Origin of the sequence: Variovorax sp. UMC13 (assembly GCF_014170375.1) — a bacterium.
Lineage (GTDB): Bacteria > Pseudomonadota > Gammaproteobacteria > Burkholderiales > Burkholderiaceae_C > Variovorax.
The window spans coordinates 60960-79447 of sequence record NZ_LZZW01000014.1 but is presented as its reverse complement, the minus strand read 5'-3'; the positions used below and the strand labels follow the sequence as shown (position 1 = coordinate 79447).

General features: G+C 67.1%; 19 protein-coding genes and 2 tRNA genes. 9 read left to right on the top strand and 12 right to left on the bottom strand.

Going from position 1 to position 18488, the window contains the following annotated elements:
* The first annotated feature begins 53 nt into the window (after positions 1-53).
* From A9977_RS11705 to A9977_RS11675, 7 genes are all read left to right on the top strand, one after another.
* Positions 54-130, top strand: a tRNA-Pro gene (locus A9977_RS11705).
* 116 nt (positions 131-246) lie between these two features.
* Positions 247-1980: a type IV-A pilus assembly ATPase PilB gene (pilB, locus tag A9977_RS11700; RefSeq protein ID WP_183025020.1), complete on the top strand. Its 1734-nt coding sequence runs from the start codon at positions 247-249 to the stop codon at positions 1978-1980.
* Between the two features lie 23 nt (positions 1981-2003).
* Positions 2004-3227 (top strand): type II secretion system F family protein, encoded by a 1224-nt coding sequence (locus A9977_RS11695; RefSeq protein WP_183025019.1) that lies wholly within the window; start codon positions 2004-2006, stop codon positions 3225-3227.
* Positions 3227-4072 (top strand): A24 family peptidase, encoded by an 846-nt coding sequence (locus A9977_RS11690; RefSeq protein ID WP_183025018.1) that lies wholly within the window; start codon positions 3227-3229, stop codon positions 4070-4072. The genes A9977_RS11695 and A9977_RS11690 overlap by 1 nt, the downstream gene beginning before the upstream one ends.
* Before the next feature lie 4 nt (positions 4073-4076).
* Positions 4077-4667 carry a dephospho-CoA kinase gene (gene coaE / locus A9977_RS11685; RefSeq protein ID WP_183025017.1) on the top strand — a complete coding sequence of 197 codons (591 nt, stop codon included), beginning with the start codon at positions 4077-4079 and terminating at the stop codon, positions 4665-4667.
* A 67-nt stretch (positions 4668-4734) separates the two neighbouring features.
* Entirely contained in the window at positions 4735-5490 is a 756-nt protein-coding gene (gene zapD / locus A9977_RS11680) for a cell division protein ZapD (RefSeq protein ID WP_183025016.1), read from the top strand.
* 61 nt (positions 5491-5551) lie between these two features.
* Positions 5552-5764, top strand: a complete 213-nt coding sequence (locus tag A9977_RS11675) for a DNA gyrase inhibitor YacG (protein WP_183025015.1) — start codon at positions 5552-5554, stop codon at positions 5762-5764.
* A gap of 13 nt (positions 5765-5777) precedes the next feature.
* On the opposite strand, the gene A9977_RS11670 is transcribed toward A9977_RS11675, so the two are convergent.
* From A9977_RS11670 to secA, 4 genes are all read right to left on the bottom strand, one after another.
* Complete coding sequence (locus tag A9977_RS11670) at positions 5778-6182, bottom strand: NUDIX domain-containing protein (protein WP_183025014.1); 405 nt, start codon at positions 6180-6182, stop codon at positions 5778-5780.
* Positions 6179-7048, bottom strand: coding sequence for an ATP-binding protein (locus A9977_RS11665; RefSeq protein WP_183025013.1), 870 nt, complete (start codon positions 7046-7048; stop codon positions 6179-6181). Before A9977_RS11665 ends, A9977_RS11670 begins: the two co-directional genes overlap by 4 nt.
* Positions 7049-7110: 62 nt before the next feature.
* Positions 7111-8340, bottom strand: coding sequence for a bifunctional glutamate N-acetyltransferase/amino-acid acetyltransferase ArgJ (gene argJ, locus A9977_RS11660; RefSeq protein WP_183025012.1), 1230 nt, complete (start codon positions 8338-8340; stop codon positions 7111-7113).
* A 36-nt stretch (positions 8341-8376) separates the two neighbouring features.
* Positions 8377-11169 carry a preprotein translocase subunit SecA gene (gene secA / locus A9977_RS11655; protein ID WP_183025011.1) on the bottom strand — a complete coding sequence of 931 codons (2793 nt, stop codon included), beginning with the start codon at positions 11167-11169 and terminating at the stop codon, positions 8377-8379.
* Between the two features lie 166 nt (positions 11170-11335).
* On the opposite strand from secA, the gene A9977_RS11650 reads away from it, so the two are divergent.
* Positions 11336-11641, top strand: a complete 306-nt coding sequence (locus A9977_RS11650) for a DciA family protein (protein ID WP_183025093.1) — start codon at positions 11336-11338, stop codon at positions 11639-11641.
* Positions 11642-11727: 86 nt separating this feature from the next.
* On the opposite strand, the gene A9977_RS11645 is transcribed toward A9977_RS11650, so the two are convergent.
* From A9977_RS11645 to petA, 6 genes are all read right to left on the bottom strand, one after another.
* Positions 11728-11803: transfer RNA gene (locus tag A9977_RS11645), tRNA-Thr, on the bottom strand.
* A 31-nt stretch (positions 11804-11834) separates the two neighbouring features.
* On the bottom strand, positions 11835-12392 hold the full coding sequence (locus A9977_RS11640) for a ClpXP protease specificity-enhancing factor (protein ID WP_183025010.1): 558 nt from the start codon (positions 12390-12392) through the stop codon (positions 11835-11837).
* Positions 12393-12537: 145 nt separating this feature from the next.
* Positions 12538-13149, bottom strand: coding sequence for a glutathione S-transferase N-terminal domain-containing protein (locus A9977_RS11635; RefSeq protein ID WP_183025009.1), 612 nt, complete (start codon positions 13147-13149; stop codon positions 12538-12540).
* A 98-nt stretch (positions 13150-13247) separates the two neighbouring features.
* Positions 13248-14003 (bottom strand): cytochrome c1, encoded by a 756-nt coding sequence (locus A9977_RS11630; RefSeq protein WP_183025008.1) that lies wholly within the window; start codon positions 14001-14003, stop codon positions 13248-13250.
* Between the two features lie 15 nt (positions 14004-14018).
* Positions 14019-15419 (bottom strand): cytochrome bc complex cytochrome b subunit, encoded by a 1401-nt coding sequence (locus tag A9977_RS11625; RefSeq protein WP_183025007.1) that lies wholly within the window; start codon positions 15417-15419, stop codon positions 14019-14021.
* Between the two features lie 14 nt (positions 15420-15433).
* On the bottom strand, positions 15434-16048 hold the full coding sequence (gene petA / locus A9977_RS11620; RefSeq protein ID WP_183025006.1) for a ubiquinol-cytochrome c reductase iron-sulfur subunit: 615 nt from the start codon (positions 16046-16048) through the stop codon (positions 15434-15436).
* 162 nt (positions 16049-16210) lie between these two features.
* On the opposite strand from petA, the gene mscL reads away from it, so the two are divergent.
* Complete coding sequence (mscL, locus tag A9977_RS11615) at positions 16211-16639, top strand: large conductance mechanosensitive channel protein MscL (protein WP_183025005.1); 429 nt, start codon at positions 16211-16213, stop codon at positions 16637-16639.
* On the opposite strand, the gene pdxA is transcribed toward mscL, so the two are convergent.
* Positions 16626-17696, bottom strand: a complete 1071-nt coding sequence (gene pdxA / locus A9977_RS11610) for a 4-hydroxythreonine-4-phosphate dehydrogenase PdxA (protein WP_183025004.1) — start codon at positions 17694-17696, stop codon at positions 16626-16628. The two genes, mscL and pdxA, sit on opposite strands and share 14 nt — an antisense overlap.
* A 14-nt stretch (positions 17697-17710) precedes the next feature.
* Positions 17711-18484 (bottom strand): Nif3-like dinuclear metal center hexameric protein, encoded by a 774-nt coding sequence (locus tag A9977_RS11605; protein ID WP_183025003.1) that lies wholly within the window; start codon positions 18482-18484, stop codon positions 17711-17713.
* Positions 18485-18488 lie beyond the last annotated feature (4 nt).

Below are 18488 nucleotides of genomic sequence, written 5' to 3'. Positions count from 1 at the left end.
ACCCTCACGAGAGTGGGCAACCAGGACGATTTCTCTTTTATTGCAACCACCATCGGGGTGTAGCTTAGCCTGGTAGAGCGCTACGTTCGGGACGTAGAGGCCGGAGGTTCGAATCCTCTCACCCCGACCAGCCTTTTGAGGCTGTAATACACAATGCTGCGTCGTCATTCGACGGGCAGCCGTTTACAGTCCCTGGGCGATCAGCGATGATCGTGAAGCACTTTTTCACGCTTTTTACATCCGCTGATGGCCGCTGCAGATCCCATTGCCAAAGATAGCGCCTCCGTTGCCCTCCCGGGCCTCGCACGAGCGCTGATCTCTGCCGGCAAGCTGCCCGCCAGGACCGCCGAAGAAATCTACCAGCGCTCGCTGTCGGGCCGCTCCAGCTTCATTGCAGAGCTCACCGGCACCGGGGCCGTCTCCGCGGCCGATCTCGCACACACCTTGTCCAGCGCCTTCGGCGCCCCCCTGCTCGACCTCGACGCCATCGATCCGCAGCGCCTGCCCAAGGACCTGCTCGATGCGAAGCTGTGCCAGGCCTACCGGATCGTGGTGCTCAGCAAGCGCAACAACCGGCTGATCGTCGCCACGGCCGACCCCTCCGACCAGCAGGCCGTCGAGAAGATCAAGTTCGCCTCGCAGATGGGGGTCGACTGGGTCATCGCCGAGTACGACAAGCTCTCGCGCATGGTCGAGCAGGCCGCGGTCACCGCGGCCGAGACCATCGACGGCATCGTCGGCGCCGAGTTCGAGTTCGACGAGGCCTCGATCGACTCGCCCAGCGAAAGCGCCGAACAGGCGGTGGCCGAGGTCGAGGACGCGCCAGTGGTGCGCTTCCTGCACAAGATGCTGCTCGACGCCTTCGCGATGCGCGCCTCGGACATCCACTTCGAACCCTACGAACACCAGTACCGCGTGCGCTTTCGCATCGACGGCGAACTGCGCGAGATCGCGAGCCCGCCGCCGATCATCAAGGACAAGCTGGCCTCGCGCATCAAGGTGATCTCCAAGCTCGACATCTCGGAAAAGCGGGTGCCGCAGGACGGCAAGATGAAGCTCAAGATCGGCCCCGACCGGGTGATCGATTTCCGTGTCAGCACGCTGCCGACGCTGTTCGGCGAGAAGATCGTGATCCGGATCCTGGACCCGAGCAGCGCCAAGCTGGGCATCGATGCGCTGGGCTACGACGCGGTCGAGAAGGAGCGCCTGCTGACCGCCATCGGCCGGCCCTACGGCATGGTGCTGGTCACCGGCCCCACGGGCTCGGGCAAGACAGTCTCGCTCTACACCTGCCTCAACCTGCTCAACAAGCCCGGCGTGAACATCGCGACCGCGGAAGACCCGTCGGAAATCAACCTGCCGGGCGTGAACCAGGTCAACGTCAACGAGAAGGCCGGCCTGACTTTCGCCGCCGCGCTGCGCGCCTTCCTGCGGCAGGACCCCGACATCATCATGGTCGGCGAGATCCGCGACCTGGAAACCGCCGACATCTCGATCAAGGCCGCGCAGACCGGCCACCTGGTGCTCTCGACGCTGCACACCAACGATGCGCCCACCACGCTGACGCGCATGCGCAACATGGGCATCGCGCCCTTCAACATCGCGTCGAGCGTGATCCTGATCACGGCCCAGCGCCTCGCGCGCCGGCTGTGCACCGTGTGCCGCGAACCGGTGGACGTGCCGCACGAAGCGCTGCGCGACGCCGGCTTCAAGGACGCCGACATCGACGGCAGCTGGAAGCCCTACCGCGCCGTCGGCTGTTCGGCCTGCAACGGCGGCTACAAGGGCCGCGTGGGCATCTACCAGGTCATGCCGGTGTCGGAGGAAATCCAGAAGATCATCCTGCGCGACGGCAGTGCGATGGAGATCGCCAGGCAATCCGAGGCCGAGGGCGTGCGTTCGCTGCGCCAGTCGGGCCTGAAGAAGGTGATGCAGGGACTGACCTCGCTCGAGGAAGTGCTCGCGGTCACGAACGAATAGCATTGTTGAGAAGCGGAACCCCCATGGCAACGGCAACATCCACCCCACGCGGACACAAGGAATTCGTGTACGAATGGGAAGGCAAGGATCGCAACGGCAAGCAGGTGCGGGGCGAGCTGCGCGCGGCCGGCACCAACCAGGTCCAGGCCGCGCTGCGGCGCCAGGGCGTGCTGCTGACCAAGGTGAAGAAGCGGCGCATGCGCTCGGGCAAGGCCATCAAGCCCAAGGACATCGCGATCTTCACGCGCCAGCTGGCGACCATGATGAAGGCCGGCGTGCCGCTGCTGCAGGCCTTCGACATCGTCGGGCGCGGCAACGCGAACGCCAGCGTGGCCAAGCTGCTCAACGACATCCGCAGCGACGTCGAGACCGGCACCTCGCTGTCGGCCGCCTTCCGCAAGTTCCCCAAGTATTTCGACAACCTCTACTGCAACCTGGTGGAAGCCGGTGAAGCGGCGGGCATCCTGGAGGAACTGCTGGACCGGCTCGCCACCTACATGGAGAAGACCGAGGCCATCAAGTCGAAGATCAAGTCGGCGCTGATGTACCCGATGTCGGTGGTGGTGGTCGCGTTCGTCGTGGTGGCCATCATCATGATCTTCGTGATCCCGGCCTTCAAGGAAGTGTTCAGTTCCTTCGGCGCCGACCTGCCGGCCCCGACGCTGATCGTGATGGGCATCAGCGAGGTCTTCGTCGCCTACTGGTGGCTGATCTTCGGCGTGATCGGCGGCGGCATCTACTTCTTCCTGCAGGCCTGGAAACGCAACGAGAAGGTGCAGCGCGTGATGGACCGGCTGCTGCTGCGCCTGCCGATCTTCGGCACGCTGATCGACAAGTCCTGCGTCGCGCGCTGGACCCGCACGCTGGCGACCATGTTCGCGGCCGGCGTGCCGCTGGTCGAGGCGCTCGACTCGGTGGGCGGCGCCTCGGGCAATTCGGTGTACGCCGATGCCACGGTCAAGATCCAGCAGGAGGTCTCGACCGGCACCAGCCTGACGACCGCCATGACCAATGCCAACGTGTTCCCCTCGATGGTGCTGCAGATGGCCGCCATCGGCGAGGAGTCCGGCTCGATCGACCACATGCTCGGCAAGGCCGCCGACTTCTACGAGGCCGAGGTCGACGACATGGTCGCGGGCCTGTCCAGCCTGATGGAACCCATCATCATCGTGTTTCTCGGCACGATCATCGGCGGCATCGTGGTCTCGATGTACCTGCCCATCTTCAAACTGGGCCAAGTCGTCTGATGTTCGTTTCGCAAGGTGTGGACGCCGCGTTGGCCGGCGTGCTCGGGCTGCTGATCGGCAGTTTTCTCAACGTGGTGATCTACCGCCTGCCCAAGATGCTCGAGCGGCAGTGGGTGTCGGATTGCGCCGGCCTCGACGGCAGCGAACCGGGCGCGGGCGAGCCCTTCAACCTGATGGTGCCGCGTTCGCGCTGCCAGCAGTGCGGCCACGAGATCCGCTGGTACGAGAACGTGCCGCTGGTCAGCTACCTGCTGCTGCGCGGGCGTTGCGCGTCCTGCAAGACGCCGATCGGGCTGCGCTATCCGCTGGTCGAGCTCGCGACCGGCCTGCTCTTCGCCTGGTGCGTCTGGCGCATGCCCGGCCAATGGGCGGCGCTGGCCTGGTGCGGCTTCTCGGCCGCGCTGCTGGCGCTGGCGCTGATCGACTGGGACACCACGCTGCTGCCCGACGACATCACCCTCCCCCTGTTGTGGGCCGGGCTGCTGGCCTCGTTGCTGGGGCTGACCGGCGTGGCCTTGAACGCCGCCGTGCTGGGCGCTGCCGCCGGCTACCTCTCGCTGTGGAGCGTGTACTGGCTGTTCAAGCTCGCCACCGGCAAGGAAGGCATGGGCTACGGCGACTTCAAGCTCTTCGCGGCCTTCGGCGCCTGGTTCGGCTGGCAGGCGCTGGTGCCGATCGTGCTCATGGCCTCGGTGATCGGCGTGATCGTCGGCCTGGCGCTCAAGTTCAACAACGGGCTGCGCGAAGGCGGCTACGTGCCCTTCGGCCCCTTCCTCGCCGGCGCCGGCTTCACCGCCATGTTCTTCGGCCCCGACGCGATCCTGCGCGCGGTTGGCCTGGGCTGAGGCCATGCGCATCGGCCTGACCGGCGGCATCGGCAGCGGCAAGAGCACGGTCGCGGCCCTGCTGGTGCAGTGCGGCGCCACGCTCGTCGACACCGATGCCATCGCGCGCGCCATCGCGCAGCCCGGCGGTGCTGCCATGCCCGCGATCGAGGCTGCCTTCGGCCCCGGGGTGCTCGCTGCCGACGGCGGCCTGGACCGCGCCCGCATGCGCGCGATCGTGTTCAGCGACACCGGCGCCCGGAAGCGGCTGGAAGCGATCCTGCACCCGCTGATCGGCCTCGAGACCGAGCGCCAAGCCGCGGCCGCCGCCGGCGCGCCGATCGTCTTCGACGTGCCGCTGCTGGTCGAATCGAAGCGCTGGCGCGGCATCGTGGACCGGGTGCTGGTGGTCGACGCGCACGAAGCCACGCAGCTGCAGCGTGTGGTGGCGCGTTCCGGCTGGACGCCCGAGGCGGTGCAGGCCGTGATCGCGCAACAGGCGCCGCGCAGCGCACGGCGGGCCGCGGCCGACGCGGTGATCTACAACGACGGGCTCGACCTGCCGCAGCTGGCGCGGGAAGTGCAGCAGCTGTGGGCGCGCTGGATCGCCAAATGAAGCAAGAGGACACATCCGGCAGGCCACCCGGCGGCTATGATGCCCCGACAGGAAACGATACACCCGCGTGATTCTTTACGAGTACCCCTTCAACGAGCGCATCCGGACCTACCTCCGGCTGGAGCACCTGTTCCGCCGGCTGGGCGAGCTGGTCCCCTCGGACTCCGCCCTCTCCCATCACTACGCCCTCGTCACGATCTTCGAGATCATGGACGTGGCTGCGCGCGCCGACCTCAAGGCCGACGTGCTGCGTGACCTCGACAAGCACAAGAACGTCTTCAACAGCTACCGCGGCAATCCGGCGATCTCGGAAGCGGTGCTCGACCAGGTGGTCGGCCAGCTCGAACGCAACTTCGCCACGCTCCACACCCTGCCCGGCAAGGCCGGCCAGGCGCTGACGGAGAACGAGTGGCTGATGAGCATCCGCAGCCGCGCCGGCATTCCCGGCGGCACCTGCGAATTCGACCTGCCGGCCTACCATGCCTGGCAGAACCGGCCGGCACCGCTGCGCCGCACGGACCTGGAGCGCTGGTCGGCCACCCTGTCGCCGCTGGCCGAAGCGATCTACCTGCTGCTCAAGCTGCTGCGCGATGCCGACGTGCCCTACAAGGTCATGGCCGCCGGCGGCCAGTTCCAGCAGAATCTGCCGCAAGGCCGGAGTTTCCAGTTGCTGCGCCTGCGCATCGACCCGCGGCTGGGCGTGATCCCCGAGATCAGCGGCAACCGCCTGATGGTCTCGGTGCGGCTCATGCGCCACGAAGCCGACGATCGCCTGCATCCCAGCACCCAGGACACCCCTTTCGAACTGACGCTCTGCGCGTGAGCCGCGCGCGGACGAACCGGCCTGGACGCCCTCAGCGGGCGCCGGGCGCAGGAGAAACACGATGAGCACCCGAAGCACGCCCACCGGCGAACGCATCGTCCGCTGCCCCGGCTGCGGCGAAGACAGCATCTACGGCCCCAGCAACGCCTACCGCCCCTTCTGCAGCGCGCGCTGCAAGGGCGTGGACCTGGGCGCCTGGGCCAGCGAGGAATTCCGCGTGCCGACCGAGGCCCCGCCGGACGAAGCCTCCTTCGGCGACCCGCGCCTGCAGTGAGCTCGGGCGCCGCCTAGGCGGCGCGCTCTTCGCTGAGCCACTGCAGCACCGGCAGCGCGCCCGGCAGCACCGGGCTCACGTCCAACGGCAGTTGCTGCCAGCGCATGGCCTGGCCTTCGCGCATCTCGAAGTCGCCGGACCACGCGCGCACCTTGCACCAGTGCAGCCGCACCAGCGCATGCGGGTAGTCGTGCTCGGTGACCTTCCAGACCTCGGCGCCCGCGATGGTGATGCCGAGCTCTTCTTCCAGCTCGCGGCGCAGCGCCTCTTCCACTGTTTCACCGGCCTCGATCTTGCCGCCCGGGAACTCCCAGTAGCCCGCGTAGGGCTTGCCTTCGGGGCGCGTCGACAGCAGCAGGGCTTCGTCGGCGCCGATCAGGATGCCGACCGCGACCTCGGTGTGCTTGCGCCCGGTCATGCTCTTCCTGCGTAGTCGCGCGCGAACTGGTAGGCCACGCGGCCGCTGCGCGAGCCGCGCTCCAGCGCCCAGACCAGCGCCTCGGGGCGTGCGGCCTCGATCGCCGCCGCGTCGACACCGAAGGACGACAGCCACTGCGCCGTGATCGCCAGGTATTCGCTCTGGCTGAAGGGGTAGAAGCTGACCCAGAGTCCGAAGCGCTCCGACAGCGAGATCTTCTCCTCGATCACCTCGCCGGGATGGACTTCGCCGTCCTCGGTGTGGGTGTAGCTCAGGTTGTCCTTCATGTACTCAGGCAGCAGGTGGCGCCGGTTGCTGGTCGCGTAGATCAACACGTTGGGCGTCGATGCGGCCACCGAGCCGTCGAGGATGGACTTGAGCGCCTTGTAGCCGGGCTCGCCCTCGTCGAAGCTCAGGTCGTCGCTGAAGACGATGAACTTCTCGGGCCGGTTCGCCACCACCTCGACGATGTCGGGCAGGTCGGTCAGCTCGGCCTTGTCGACCTCGATCAGGCGCAGGCCCTGCGGTGCATAGGCCTGCAGGCAGGCGCGGATCAGCGAGGACTTGCCGGTGCCGCGGGCGCCGGTCAGCAGCACGTTGTTGGCCGGCTTGCCCTCGACGAACTGGCGCGTGTTGCGCTCGATCTTCTCCTTCTGGACGTCGATCTCCTTGAGCGCGTCGAGCGGCATCTTGGCCACATGGCGCACCGGCTCGAGCACGCCATGGCCCGTGCTGCGGCGGCGGTAGCGCCAGGCGATCGCGGCATCCCAGTCGGCGGGCGCCTGCAGCGGCTGCGGGAGGATCGATTCGATGCGGGCGATCAGGTGCTCGGCGCGCTCGATCAGCTTGTCAAACTTGTCGTTCATGGTTCTGTCGGCAGAGGGGCAGGAAGACGGAGCGACGCGCCCCGCGCGCCGCCCACGGCGGATCAGGACCGGTAGTCGGCGTTGATCGAGACGTAGTCGTGGCTCAGGTCGCAGGTCCAGACCGTGTCGACGGCGGTGCCGCGGCCCAGGCCGATGCGCACCGTGATCTCGCTCTGCTTCATCACGCGCTGGCCGTCCTCTTCGCGGTAGGCCGGGTTGCGGCCGCCCTTGACCGCCACGTGCACCTCGTCGAGGTAGAGGTCGATGCCGGTCTGTTCGAGGTCGTCGATGCCGGCGTAGCCCACGGCCGCCAGGATGCGCCCGAGGTTCGGGTCGCTGGCGAAGAAGGCGGTCTTGACGAGCGGCGAGTGCGCCACGGCATAGGCCACCTGGCGGCATTCCGCGCCGTCGCGGCCGCCTTCGACGCGGATCTCGATGAACTTGGTCGCGCCCTCGCCGTCGCGCACGATGGCCTGGGCCAGCAGGCGCGCCACTTCCTGCATCGCGGCAAACAGCGCCCGGCCGTCGGCCGAGTCGAGCGAATCGATGCGCGCGTGTGCGGCCTTCTGCGTGGCGATCACGACGAAGGAATCGTTGGTCGAGGTGTCGCCGTCGATGGTCACGCGGTTGAAGGAGGCGTCGGCCAGGGCCTTGGCCAGCGGCTGGATCAGCGCCGGGTCGATCTGCGCGTCGGTCGCCATGAAGCCGAGCATGGTCGCCATGTTCGGCCGGATCATGCCCGCGCCCTTGCTGATGCCGGTGACAGTCACGGTCGCGCCGCCGATCTGCACCTGGCGGCTGAAGGCCTTGGGCACGGTGTCGGTGGTCATGATGCCTTCGGCCGCGCGCGCCCAATGGTCGGGCGAAGCGTCGGCGATCGCGGCGGGCAGGCCGGCCTCGATGCGGTCGACCGGCAGCGGCTCCATGATCACGCCCGTCGAGAAGGGCAGGATCTGCTCGGGGGCGATGTTCAGTTCGCGGGCCAGTGCCACGCAGCTCTGGTGCGTGCGCGCCAGGCCGTCCTGGCCGGTGCCGGCGTTGGCGTTGCCGGTGTTGATCAGCATCGCGCGGATGCCGTAGTTCTTCGCCAGGTGCTCGCGGCAGACCTGGACCGGCGCGGCGCAGAAGCGGTTCTGCGTGAACACGCCGGCCACGGCCGCGCCTTCGTCGATCAGCACGACCGTCAGGTCCTTGCGGTTCGCCTTGCGCACGCCGGCTTCGGCCACGCCGATGCGCACGCCGGGCACCGCGTGCAGCATTGCCGGATTGGGAGGGGTGAGGTTCACGGGCATGGCATCGTCTTCAAAAGAGGGAACAACAGGAGCGGATCAGGTCAGCTTGCCGTGGCACTGCTTGAACTTCTTGCCGCTGCCGCAGGGGCAGGGGTCGTTGCGGCCGACGCGCGCGAAGGCCGCGGCTTCGGCGCTCAGGCCTCCACCCGCGGCGGCCGCTGCGGCCGCACGGCGCGTGCTCTCCTCGTCGACCCGCACCTCGACCTCGCCCGTTTCGGTGGGCGCGGTGTAGGTGATGTTCGAGATCGCCTCGGCGCGGCTTTCCATCGTCTCGGCCGCCTGTTCGAGCTGTTCGCCCGACTGCACGCGCACCGTCATCAGCTGGCGCGTGACGGCGTTCTTGACCGAGTCGAGCAGCTGGCCGAAGAGTTCGAAGGCTTCGCGCTTGTATTCCTGCTTGGGCTGCTTCTGCGCATAGCCGCGCAGGTGGATGCCCTGGCGCAGGTAGTCGAGCGAGGCCAGGTGTTCGCGCCAGTGGGTGTCGATGCTCTGCAGCAGCACCATGCGTTCGAACTGGGTGAAGTTCTCCTGGCCGATGAGCGCCAGCTTGGCCTCGAAGGCGGCATTGGCGGCCGCGACCACCTTCTCGACGATGTCCTCGTCGGTGATGGCCGAAGCGGCCTCGACCTCCGCCTTCAGGGGGATCTCGAGCGCCCAGTCGTTGGCCAGCGTCTTCTCGAGCGCGCCCAGCGACCATTGCTCCTCGACCGATTCGGCCGGCACGTGCTGGCGCGTGAGGTCGGTGAAGCAGCCTTCGCGCAGCGCCGTGATCTGGGCATTGAGGTCGGTGGCGTCCAGGATGTCGTTGCGCTGCTGGTAGATCACCTTGCGCTGGTCGTTCGACACGTCGTCGTACTCGAGCAGCTGCTTGCGCACGTCGAAGTTGCGCGCCTCGACCTTGCGCTGGGCGCTCTCGATGCTGCGCGTGACGATGCCGGCTTCGATGGCTTCGCCGTCGGGCATCTTGAGCCGGTCCATGATGGACTTGACGCGGTCGCCCGCGAAGATGCGCATCAGCGGGTCGTCCAGGCTCAGGTAGAAGCGCGAGGAGCCCGGGTCGCCCTGGCGGCCCGAGCGGCCGCGCAGCTGGTTGTCGATGCGGCGCGACTCGTGGCGCTCGGTGGCGATGATGCGCAGTCCGCCCAGGGCCTTCACGGCCTCGTGGTCGCGGGCCCACTCGGCGCGCAGCGTGGCGATCTCGGCCTGCTTGCCGGCCTCGTCCAGGCCTTCGTCGGCCTCGACGGCCTCGATCATCTTCTCGACGTTGCCGCCCAGCACGATGTCGGTGCCGCGGCCCGCCATGTTGGTGGCGATGGTGATCATCTTGGCGCGACCGGCCTGCGCCACGATGTCGGCTTCACGGGCGTGCTGCTTGGCGTTGAGCACCTGGTGCGGCAGGCCAGCCTTGTTGAGCAGCTCGTCGATGATTTCCGAGTTCTCGATCGACGAGGTGCCGACCAGCACCGGCTGGCCGCGCTCGTAGCATTCGCGGATGTCCTGGATCGCCGCCTCGTACTTCTCGCGCGTGGTCTTGTAGACGCGGTCGAGCTGGTCCTCGCGCTTGCTGATGCGGTTGGGCGGAATGATCATGGTCTCCAGACCGTAGATCTCCTGGAACTCGTAGGCTTCGGTGTCGGCCGTGCCGGTCATGCCCGAGAGCTTGTTGTAGAGACGGAAGTAGTTCTGGAAGGTGATCGAGGCCAGCGTCTGGTTCTCGGCCTGGATCTCCACGCCTTCCTTGGCTTCGACGGCCTGGTGCAGGCCGTCGCTCCAGCGGCGCCCGCTCATCAGGCGGCCGGTGAACTCGTCGACGATCACGACCTCGCCCTGCTGCACCACGTAATGCTGGTCGCGGTGGTAGAGATGCCGGGCGCGCAGCGCGGCATTCAGGTGGTGCATCAGCGTGATGTTGGCCGGGTCGTAGAGCGATGCGCCTTCGGGCAGCAGCTTGAACTCGGACAGCACCTGCTCGGCCTTCTCGTGGCCGTCTTCGGTCAGGAACACCTGGTGGGTCTTCTCGTCGACCGTGAAGTCGCCCGGCTTGGTCACGCCTTCGCCGGTGCGCGGGTCTTCCTCGCCCTCCTGCTTGACCAGCAGCGGCACCACCTTGTTGATCGCCAGGTAGGTGTCGGTGTGGTCCTCGGCCTGGCCGCTGATGATCAGCGGCGTGCGGGCCTCGTCGATCAGGATCGAGTCCACCTCGTCGACGATCGCGTAGTTCAGCTGGCGCTGCACGCGGTCCTGCGACTCGTAGACCATGTTGTCGCGCAGGTAGTCGAAGCCGTACTCGTTGTTGGTGCCGTAGGTGATGTCGGCGGCGTAGGCGGCCTGCTTCTCCTCGCGCGGCATGTTGGGCAGGTTGATGCCCACGGTCAGGCCGAGGAAGTTGTAGAGCCGGGCCATCCATTGCGCGTCGCGGTTGGCCAGGTAGTCGTTCACCGTCACCACGTGCACGCCCTTGCCGGACAGCGCGTTCAGGTACACCGGCAGCGTGGCGGTCAGGGTCTTGCCCTCGCCGGTGCGCATTTCCGAGATCTTGCCGTTGTGCAGGGCCATGCCGCCCAACAGCTGCACGTCGAAGTGCCGCATCTTCATCGCGCGCTTGGAGCCTTCGCGCACCGTGGCGAAGGCCTCGGGCAGCAGGTCGTCCAACGACTCGCCCTTCGCGATGCGCTCCTTGAACTCCTGCGTCTTGGCGCGCAGTGCATCGTCGCTGAGCTTCTCGAACTGGGGCTCGAGGCCGTTGATGCGCTCCACGGTCTTGCGGTACTGCTTGAGCAAGCGGTCGTTGCGACTGCCGAAGATTTGGGTCAGGAAGTTGGTGGCCATGTGTGAAGGATCGATCGGGCGCTCGAAGCTTCGGACGCTGCGACGAAATCCCTAAGATAGGGTGAATGCACTTGGGCACGCTTTGCCTGAAAGCAAGCGGTCCATCCCGGCGCCTGTGCCGGCAAACCGGGCATTTTAGCCACTAGGTCCACCCTCGTTCATGTCAATACACCGCCGCTTCAAGCCCCAGACCGTGTTGGAGGCCTCCGATGCATCGCCGACCCTGGCCGGATTGGTCGCGCGGGCCCGCGATGCGAGCGAACGGCTCAAGGCCGTCGAGACGCTGATTCCGGCCGACATGCGGGCCGCGGTGAAGGCCGGCCCGGCCGAGGAAGACGTCTGGTGCCTGCTGGTACAGGGCAGCGCCGCGGCTGCCAAACTGCGTCAGCTGACGCCAGCGCTCGTGACCCGTCTGAACGCCAAGGGCTGGAACGTCTCGAGCATCCGGATCAAGGTGCAGGCCCGGCACTGAGCGCGGCGGGCCCGGACAAGAAAAAACCCCTCGGGACGGATGTCCCCAGGGGTTTCGTTGGTTCCAGGATGTTCCCGGAGTCAAAGTGGTGCCGCTTGTCGGAATCGAACTGACGACCTACCGCTTACAAGGCGGTTGCTCTACCAACTGAGCTAAAGCGGCGCGGACCGAATTCTACCGGCGCGGATGCGCCTTACTTGATGCGCTTGAGCGAAGGTTTGGCACCACCGCCCGCGGGCGGCTTCGGCGGCTCGGGATCGGCCGGCGCATGGCCTTCGCCATCGGGCGATTCGTCCGAGCCTTCGACCGCGACCAGGTGCACCACCTTGCTCGCATCGCCCTCGTTGCCGCGCGACGCATCGCGCAGCGGCATGCGGGGCGGCGGCGCCGAGGGCTCGTCGCCCTCTTCACCCGACGCGGAAGCCGGCGCGGGCGCGGGAAAGGCCATGCCCTGGCCGTTCTCGCGTGCGTAGATCGCGATCACCCGGCCGATTGGCACGACGATCTCGCGCGCGGTGCCCGCGAAGCGCGCCTTGAACTCGATGAAGTCGTTGCCCAGCTTGAGCGAACTGGTCGCGTCGAAGCTGACGTTGAGCACGATCTCGCCGTTCTTCACGTACTCGCGCGGCACCTGCACGGAGTCGTCGACCAGCACCGCCACATAGGGCGTGAACCCGTTGTCGGTGCACCATTCGTACAGGGCACGGATCAGGTACGGGCGGGTGGAAGTCGAATCGAGTGCGTTGATCATGTGAGTGGTGATTGCGGTCCGCGGCAACGGGCTCCCGCATTTTCGCGGAACACCGCGGAACCGGCTTTGCCGGGCCGCAGGTGTTGCCCCCGGAAGGGGGAAGGCGCACGCGACACGAAGTGCGTGCAGCCTTCGGGGGCGAGTCTTACTTCCTCATGACCTTTTCGGACGGGGTCAGCGCTTCGATGTAGGCCGGGCGCGAGAAGATGCGTTCGGCGTACTTGAGCAGCGGGGCCGCGTTCTTGCTGAGGTCGATGCCGTAGTAGTCGAGGCGCCACAGCAGCGGTGCGATGGCCACGTCGAGCATCGAGAAGTTGTCGCCCAGCATGTACTTGTTCTTCAGGAACACCGGTGCGAGCTGGGTCAGGCGGTCACGGATGTGCGCGCGCGCCTTTTCCAGCGCCTTGTCGTTGCCCTTGGCGGCACGGTTCTCGAGCGCCGCCACGTGCACGAACAGTTCCTTCTCGAAGTTGAGCAGGAACAGGCGCACGCGCGCGCGGTCGACCGGGTCGCCGGGCATCAGCTGCGGATGTGGGAAGCGCTCGTCGATGTACTCGTTGATGATGTTCGACTCGTACAGGATCAGGTCGCGCTCGACCAGGATCGGCACCTGGCCGTACGGGTTCATCACGCTGATGTCTTCGGGCTTGTTGTAGAGATCGACGTCGCGGATCTCGAAGTCCATCCCCTTCTCGAACAGCACGAAGCGGCAGCGGTGGGAAAAGGGGCAGGTCGTACCTGAATACAGAACCATCATGGCGAGAGACTCCTAAAAATCAAAAAGAGTGGGTTGCGTTGGCAACCCACTCTGCGGGACCGGCCGCCCTGCGGCGGCATCGATCGGCATTGGACGACTTACTTGACGTCTTTCCAGTACGAGGCGTTGAGGCGCCAGACGAAGACCAGCGCCATCGTGAGGAACAGCAGCACCCAGACACCGATGCGCACACGGGTGTTCTGGGCCGGTTCGGCCATCCATTGCAGGTAGTTGACGAGATCGCCCACGGCCTGGTCGTATTGCAGCGGGGTCAGCGTGCCCGGGCGGGTCTGTTCCCAGCCCTTGAAGACCTCGACCTCGTGGCCGTGCGACTCGATCTTGGTGTAGACCGGACGGCGGTCGCCCTGCAGCTCCCACAGCGCGTGCGGCATGCCGACGCTCGGGAACGCGAGGTTGTTCCAGCCCGTGGCCTTGGTGTCGTCGCGGTAGTAGGTGCGCAGGTAGGTGTAGAGGTAGTCGGCACCGGTGCCGCCATGGCCGGCGCGCGAGCGCGCCACCAGGGTCAGGTCGGGCGGGTTCGCGCCGAACCATTCCTTGGCCTGGTGCGGATCGATGTTCGCCTTCATGACTTCACCGACCTTGTCGGTCGTGAACAGCAGGTTGTCCTTGATCTGCTGCTCGGTGATGCCGATGTCCTGCAGCCGGTTGTAGCGCATGAACGCCGCCGAGTGGCAGCCCAGGCAGTAGTTGACGAACAGCTTGGCGCCGTTCTGCAGCGAAGCCAGGTCGTTGGTCTTGTTGGGCGCCTTGTCCCAGGCGATACCGCCTTCGGCGGCCTGGGCGCCCGTGACGATGCCGAGAGCGGCGATCAGCGTGAGGATCAGTTTCTTCATTCTTCTTCTCTTGGCTCAGTGCGCATGGAAGGTGACGCGGTCCGGCACCTGCTTGAACGTACCCACACGGCTCCACCACGGCATCAGCAGGAAGAAGCCGAAGTAGAACAGGCTGCCGATCTGCGACACGCGCTCGCCCAGCGGCGACGGCGGCTGCACACCCAGGTAGCCGAGCACCAGGAAGTTGATCACGAACACGCCGTAGAGGTACTTGTTCCAGCTCGGACGGTAGCGAATCGACTTGACCGGGCTGTTGTCCAGCCAGGGGAGGAAGAACAGGATGATGACGGCACCGCCCATCACGACCACGCCCCAGAACTTGGCATCGATCGAGAGCATCAGCGCGGCCACGACGACCGCGGCGATCACGAACGCACCCTTGACGATGGCCGGCACGCGGGTCTTCCAGACGCCGAACACCGCGGCGCCGACGACGCAGGCGATCAGCGCATACATCATCTCGCTGGTGATGGCACGCAGCATCGAATAGAAGGGCGTGAAGTACCAGACCGGTGCGATGTGGTTGGGCGTCTTGAGCGAGTCGGCCGGGATGAAGTTGTTGTACTCCAGGAAGTAGCCGCCGGCTTCGGGCGCGAAGAAGATCACGGCCGAGAAGATCGTCAGGAAGATCACAACGCCGAAGATGTCGTGCACCGAGTAGTAAGGGTGCGACGGGATGCCGTCGACCGGGTGGCCGTCGGGACCGAGGTTGGCCTTGATCTCGATGCCGTCGGGGTTGTTCGAGCCGACTTCGTGCAGCGCGATCAGGTGCGCCACGACCAGGCCCAGCAGCACCAGCGGCACGGCGATCACGTGGAAGCTGAAGAAGCGATTCAGCGTGGCGTCGCTCACCACGTAGTCGCCGCGGATCAGCAGCGCGAGGTCAGGACCGACGAAGGGGATCGCGGCGAACAGGTTCACGATCACCTGGGCGCCCCAGTAGGACATCTGGCCCCACGGCAGCAGGTAGCCCATGAAGGCCTCGGCCATCAGGCACAGGAAGATCGCGCAGCCGAAGATCCAGATCAGCTCGCGCGGCTTGCGGTAGCTGCCGTAGATCAGGCCGCGGAACATGTGCAGGTAGACCACCACGAAGAAGGCCGAGGCCCCCGTGGAGTGCATGTAGCGGATCAGCCAGCCCCAGGGCACGTCGCGCATGATGTACTCGACCGAGGCGAACGCGAGGTTGGCGTCGGGCTTGTAGTGCATCACCAGGAAGATGCCGGTCACGATCTGGATCACGAGGACCAGCATCGCGAGCGAGCCGAAGATGTACCACCAGTTGAAGTTCTTCGGTGCGTAGTACTTGCCCCACTGGTCGTTCCACAGCTTGGTCAGCGGGAAGCGGTTGTCGACCCAGTTCAGCAGCTTTTCGCCGGCCGGGGCATTGGGGGAGATTTCGTGGAATTCAGCCATATTTTTCTTCTGCCTCAGGCTTTCTTGTCTTCGCCGATCAGCAGGCGCGTGTCCGAGAGGTACATGTGCGGCGGGACTGGGAGGTTGTCGGGCGCGGGCTTGTTCTTGTAGACGCGGCCGGCCAGGTCGAAGGTCGAGCCGTGGCAGGGGCACAGGAAGCCGCCTTCCCAGTTGTCGGGCAGCGAAGGCTGCGGACCGGCCTGCAGCCGGTCGATGGGCGAGCAGCCAAGGTGGGTGCAGATGCCGACCACCACCAGCACTTCGGGCTTGATGGAGCGGCCTTCGTTGCGCGCGTACTCGGGCGTGAATTCGGCCGGGTTGCGGGCCGACTTCGGATCGGCCAGCTGGCTGTCGAGCTTGGGCAGCTCGGCGATCTGCTGCGGCGTGCGCTTGAGGATCCACACGGGCTTGCCGCGCCATTCGACGGTGATCTTCTCACCGGGCTGCATCGCGCTGATGTCCACTTCGACCGGCGCACCGGCGGCCTTGGCGCGCTCGGAGGGCTGGAAGGTGCTGACGAAGGGGATGGCGGTTGCCACGCCACCCACGGCACCGGCGCAGGTCGATGCAATCAACCACGTCCTCTTGCTCTTGTCGATCCGGGGGGCGCCGACGGGGATGTCACTCATGGGGGTCCTCAATCTTCTCGCTGGGGGCTTGGGTCAACCCGCGATTGTAGCGGAGCGATACAGACAGATTCAACGCGCACCCACCCACGGGCCGCGCCGCGCCGAAGCCTGGAGCACCCCTATACTGACCGCGATTCCAACATCCACGCGAGGTAGGCAGACATGAGCGTTCTCAAAGAGTTCCGGGAATTTGCCATCAAGGGCAATGTGATCGACCTGGCCGTCGGCGTGATCATCGGCGCCGCCTTCGGCAAGATCGTCGATTCGCTGGTCGGCGACGTGATCATGCCGCTCGCCGGCCTGGTGTTCGGCAAGCTGGATTTCTCCAACCTCTTCGTGGTGCTGGGCACGGTGCCGGCCGGCGTGGCCAACAACCTGGCCGACCTGAAGAAGGCCGGCGTGCCGGTGCTGGCCTATGGCAACTTCATCACCATCGCGGTCAACTTCCTGATCCTGGCCTTCATCATCTTCATGATGGTCAAGCAGATCAACCGGCTGCGGAAGAAGGAAGAAGCGGCGCCCGCCGTGGCGACCCCGCCCGAGGACATCGCGCTGCTGCGCGAGATCCGCGACAGCCTCAAGCGCCCCTGAGCGCGCCCGGCGCGAGCGATCGCGCCATCCGGATCGCCTCGATCAGGCTGGCCGGGTCCGCGCGGCCGGTGCCCGCGATGTCGAAAGCGGTGCCATGGTCGGGGCTGGTGCGCACCAGCGGCAGCCCCAGCGTCACGTTCACGCCCTTGTCCACGCCCAGGTACTTGACCGGGATCAGCCCCTGGTCGTGGTACATCGCGATCACCACGTCGAATTCGCCGGCCTTGTCCGGCGTGGCCCGGGCCCGCATGAAGACGGTGTCGGGCGCATGGGGACCCTGGGCGTCGATGCCTTCGGCGCGCGCGGCGGCAATGGCCGGCGCGATGACCTCGCGCTCCTCGCTGCCGAACAGGCCGCCCTCCCCCGCATGCGGGTTCAGGCCCGCCACGCCGATGCGCGGCGCGCGACCCAGCGCGGCGCCCAGGGCCCGGTGCGCGATCCGGATCGTGTCCAGCACGCCCTCGCGGTGCACCGCATCGATCGCCTGGCGCAGCGACATGTGGATGCTGACCAGCACCGTGCGCAGCTCGTCGTTGGCCAGCATCATGCGCACCGGCACCTCGGCCAGCGGACGCCCCAGGTGCGCGGCCGCTTCGGCCTGCAGCAGCTCGGTGTGGCCCGGAAACGGAAAGCCCGCGGCCGCCAGCGATTCCTTGTGCAGCGGCGCGGTGACGATGGCCGCCACCTGGCCCGCCAGCGCCGCGCGCGCGGCCCAGACCACGCTGTCGCCGGCCGCCTTTCCGGCGGCCGCGCCGACCTGGCCGGTCACCACGCCCTGCGGCACCTCGATGGCCTGCAGCAGCGGCAGGCAATGCGGCGGCAGGCCCGCGACCTCCTCGGCCCGCGCGATCAGCGCCACCGGCAGCGAGACGCCGCCAGGCACCGCCAGCGCCGCCGCGGCGCGGCGCAGGGTGCCGAGGTCGCCCACCACGAAACAGCCGCGCGTCAGTTCTGGCGCCTGCAGGAAGGCCTTGGCCACGATCTCGGGGCCGATGCCGGCCGGGTCGCCCATGGTGATGGCGATCGGCAGGCCGGCCGATGCAACGTTGTCGCTCATGTTCCTCGCCTCGTTCAGGCCGGGTTGTCGATATCGATGAATTCGTGCGCCAGCCCCAGCTGGGCGGCGACGTGCGCAGCCACCGCCGGTGCGCCGTAGCGCTCGGTGGCGTGGTGGCCGCAGGCCAGGAATGCCACGCCCATCTCGCGCGCGTAGTGGGCCTGCGGCTCGGAGATCTCGCCGGTGATGAAGGCATCGGCGCCGGCCGCGATCGCGGCCTCGAAGTAGCCCTGCGCGCCGCCGGTGCACCAGGCCACTGTCTGGATCGGGCGCCGCGTGCCCGGCACCAGCGTGACATGGCGGCCCAGCACCTGCTGCACATGCGCCGCGAGCGCCGCGGCGTCGGCGAAGCCGCTGCCGTCGATGCGCCCGCCGATGAAGCCCAGGTCCTGCTCGCCGAAGCGACCGGCCGGGCCCAGGTGCGCCGCCAGGCCCAGCTGCAGCCCCAGCTGGGCGTTGTTGCCCAGCTCGGGATGGGCGTCGAGCGGCAGGTGGTAGGCGAACAGGTTCACGTCGTCGCCCAGCAGCAGGCCCAGGCGCTGCCGCATCCAGCCGGTCACGCGGCCGTCCTGGCCGCGCCAGAACAGGCCGTGGTGCACGAAGATCGCATCGGCCTCGGCATGGATCGCGGCCTCGATCAGCGCCCGGCTGGCGGTCACGCCCGAGACGATCTTGCGCACCGTGGTGCGGCCCTCGACCTGCAGGCCGTTGGGCCCGTAGTCCTTGAAGCGCGCGGGGGCCAGCAGCAGGTCGAAGGCGTGCAGGAGTTCGTGGCGGGTGGTGCTCATGTGC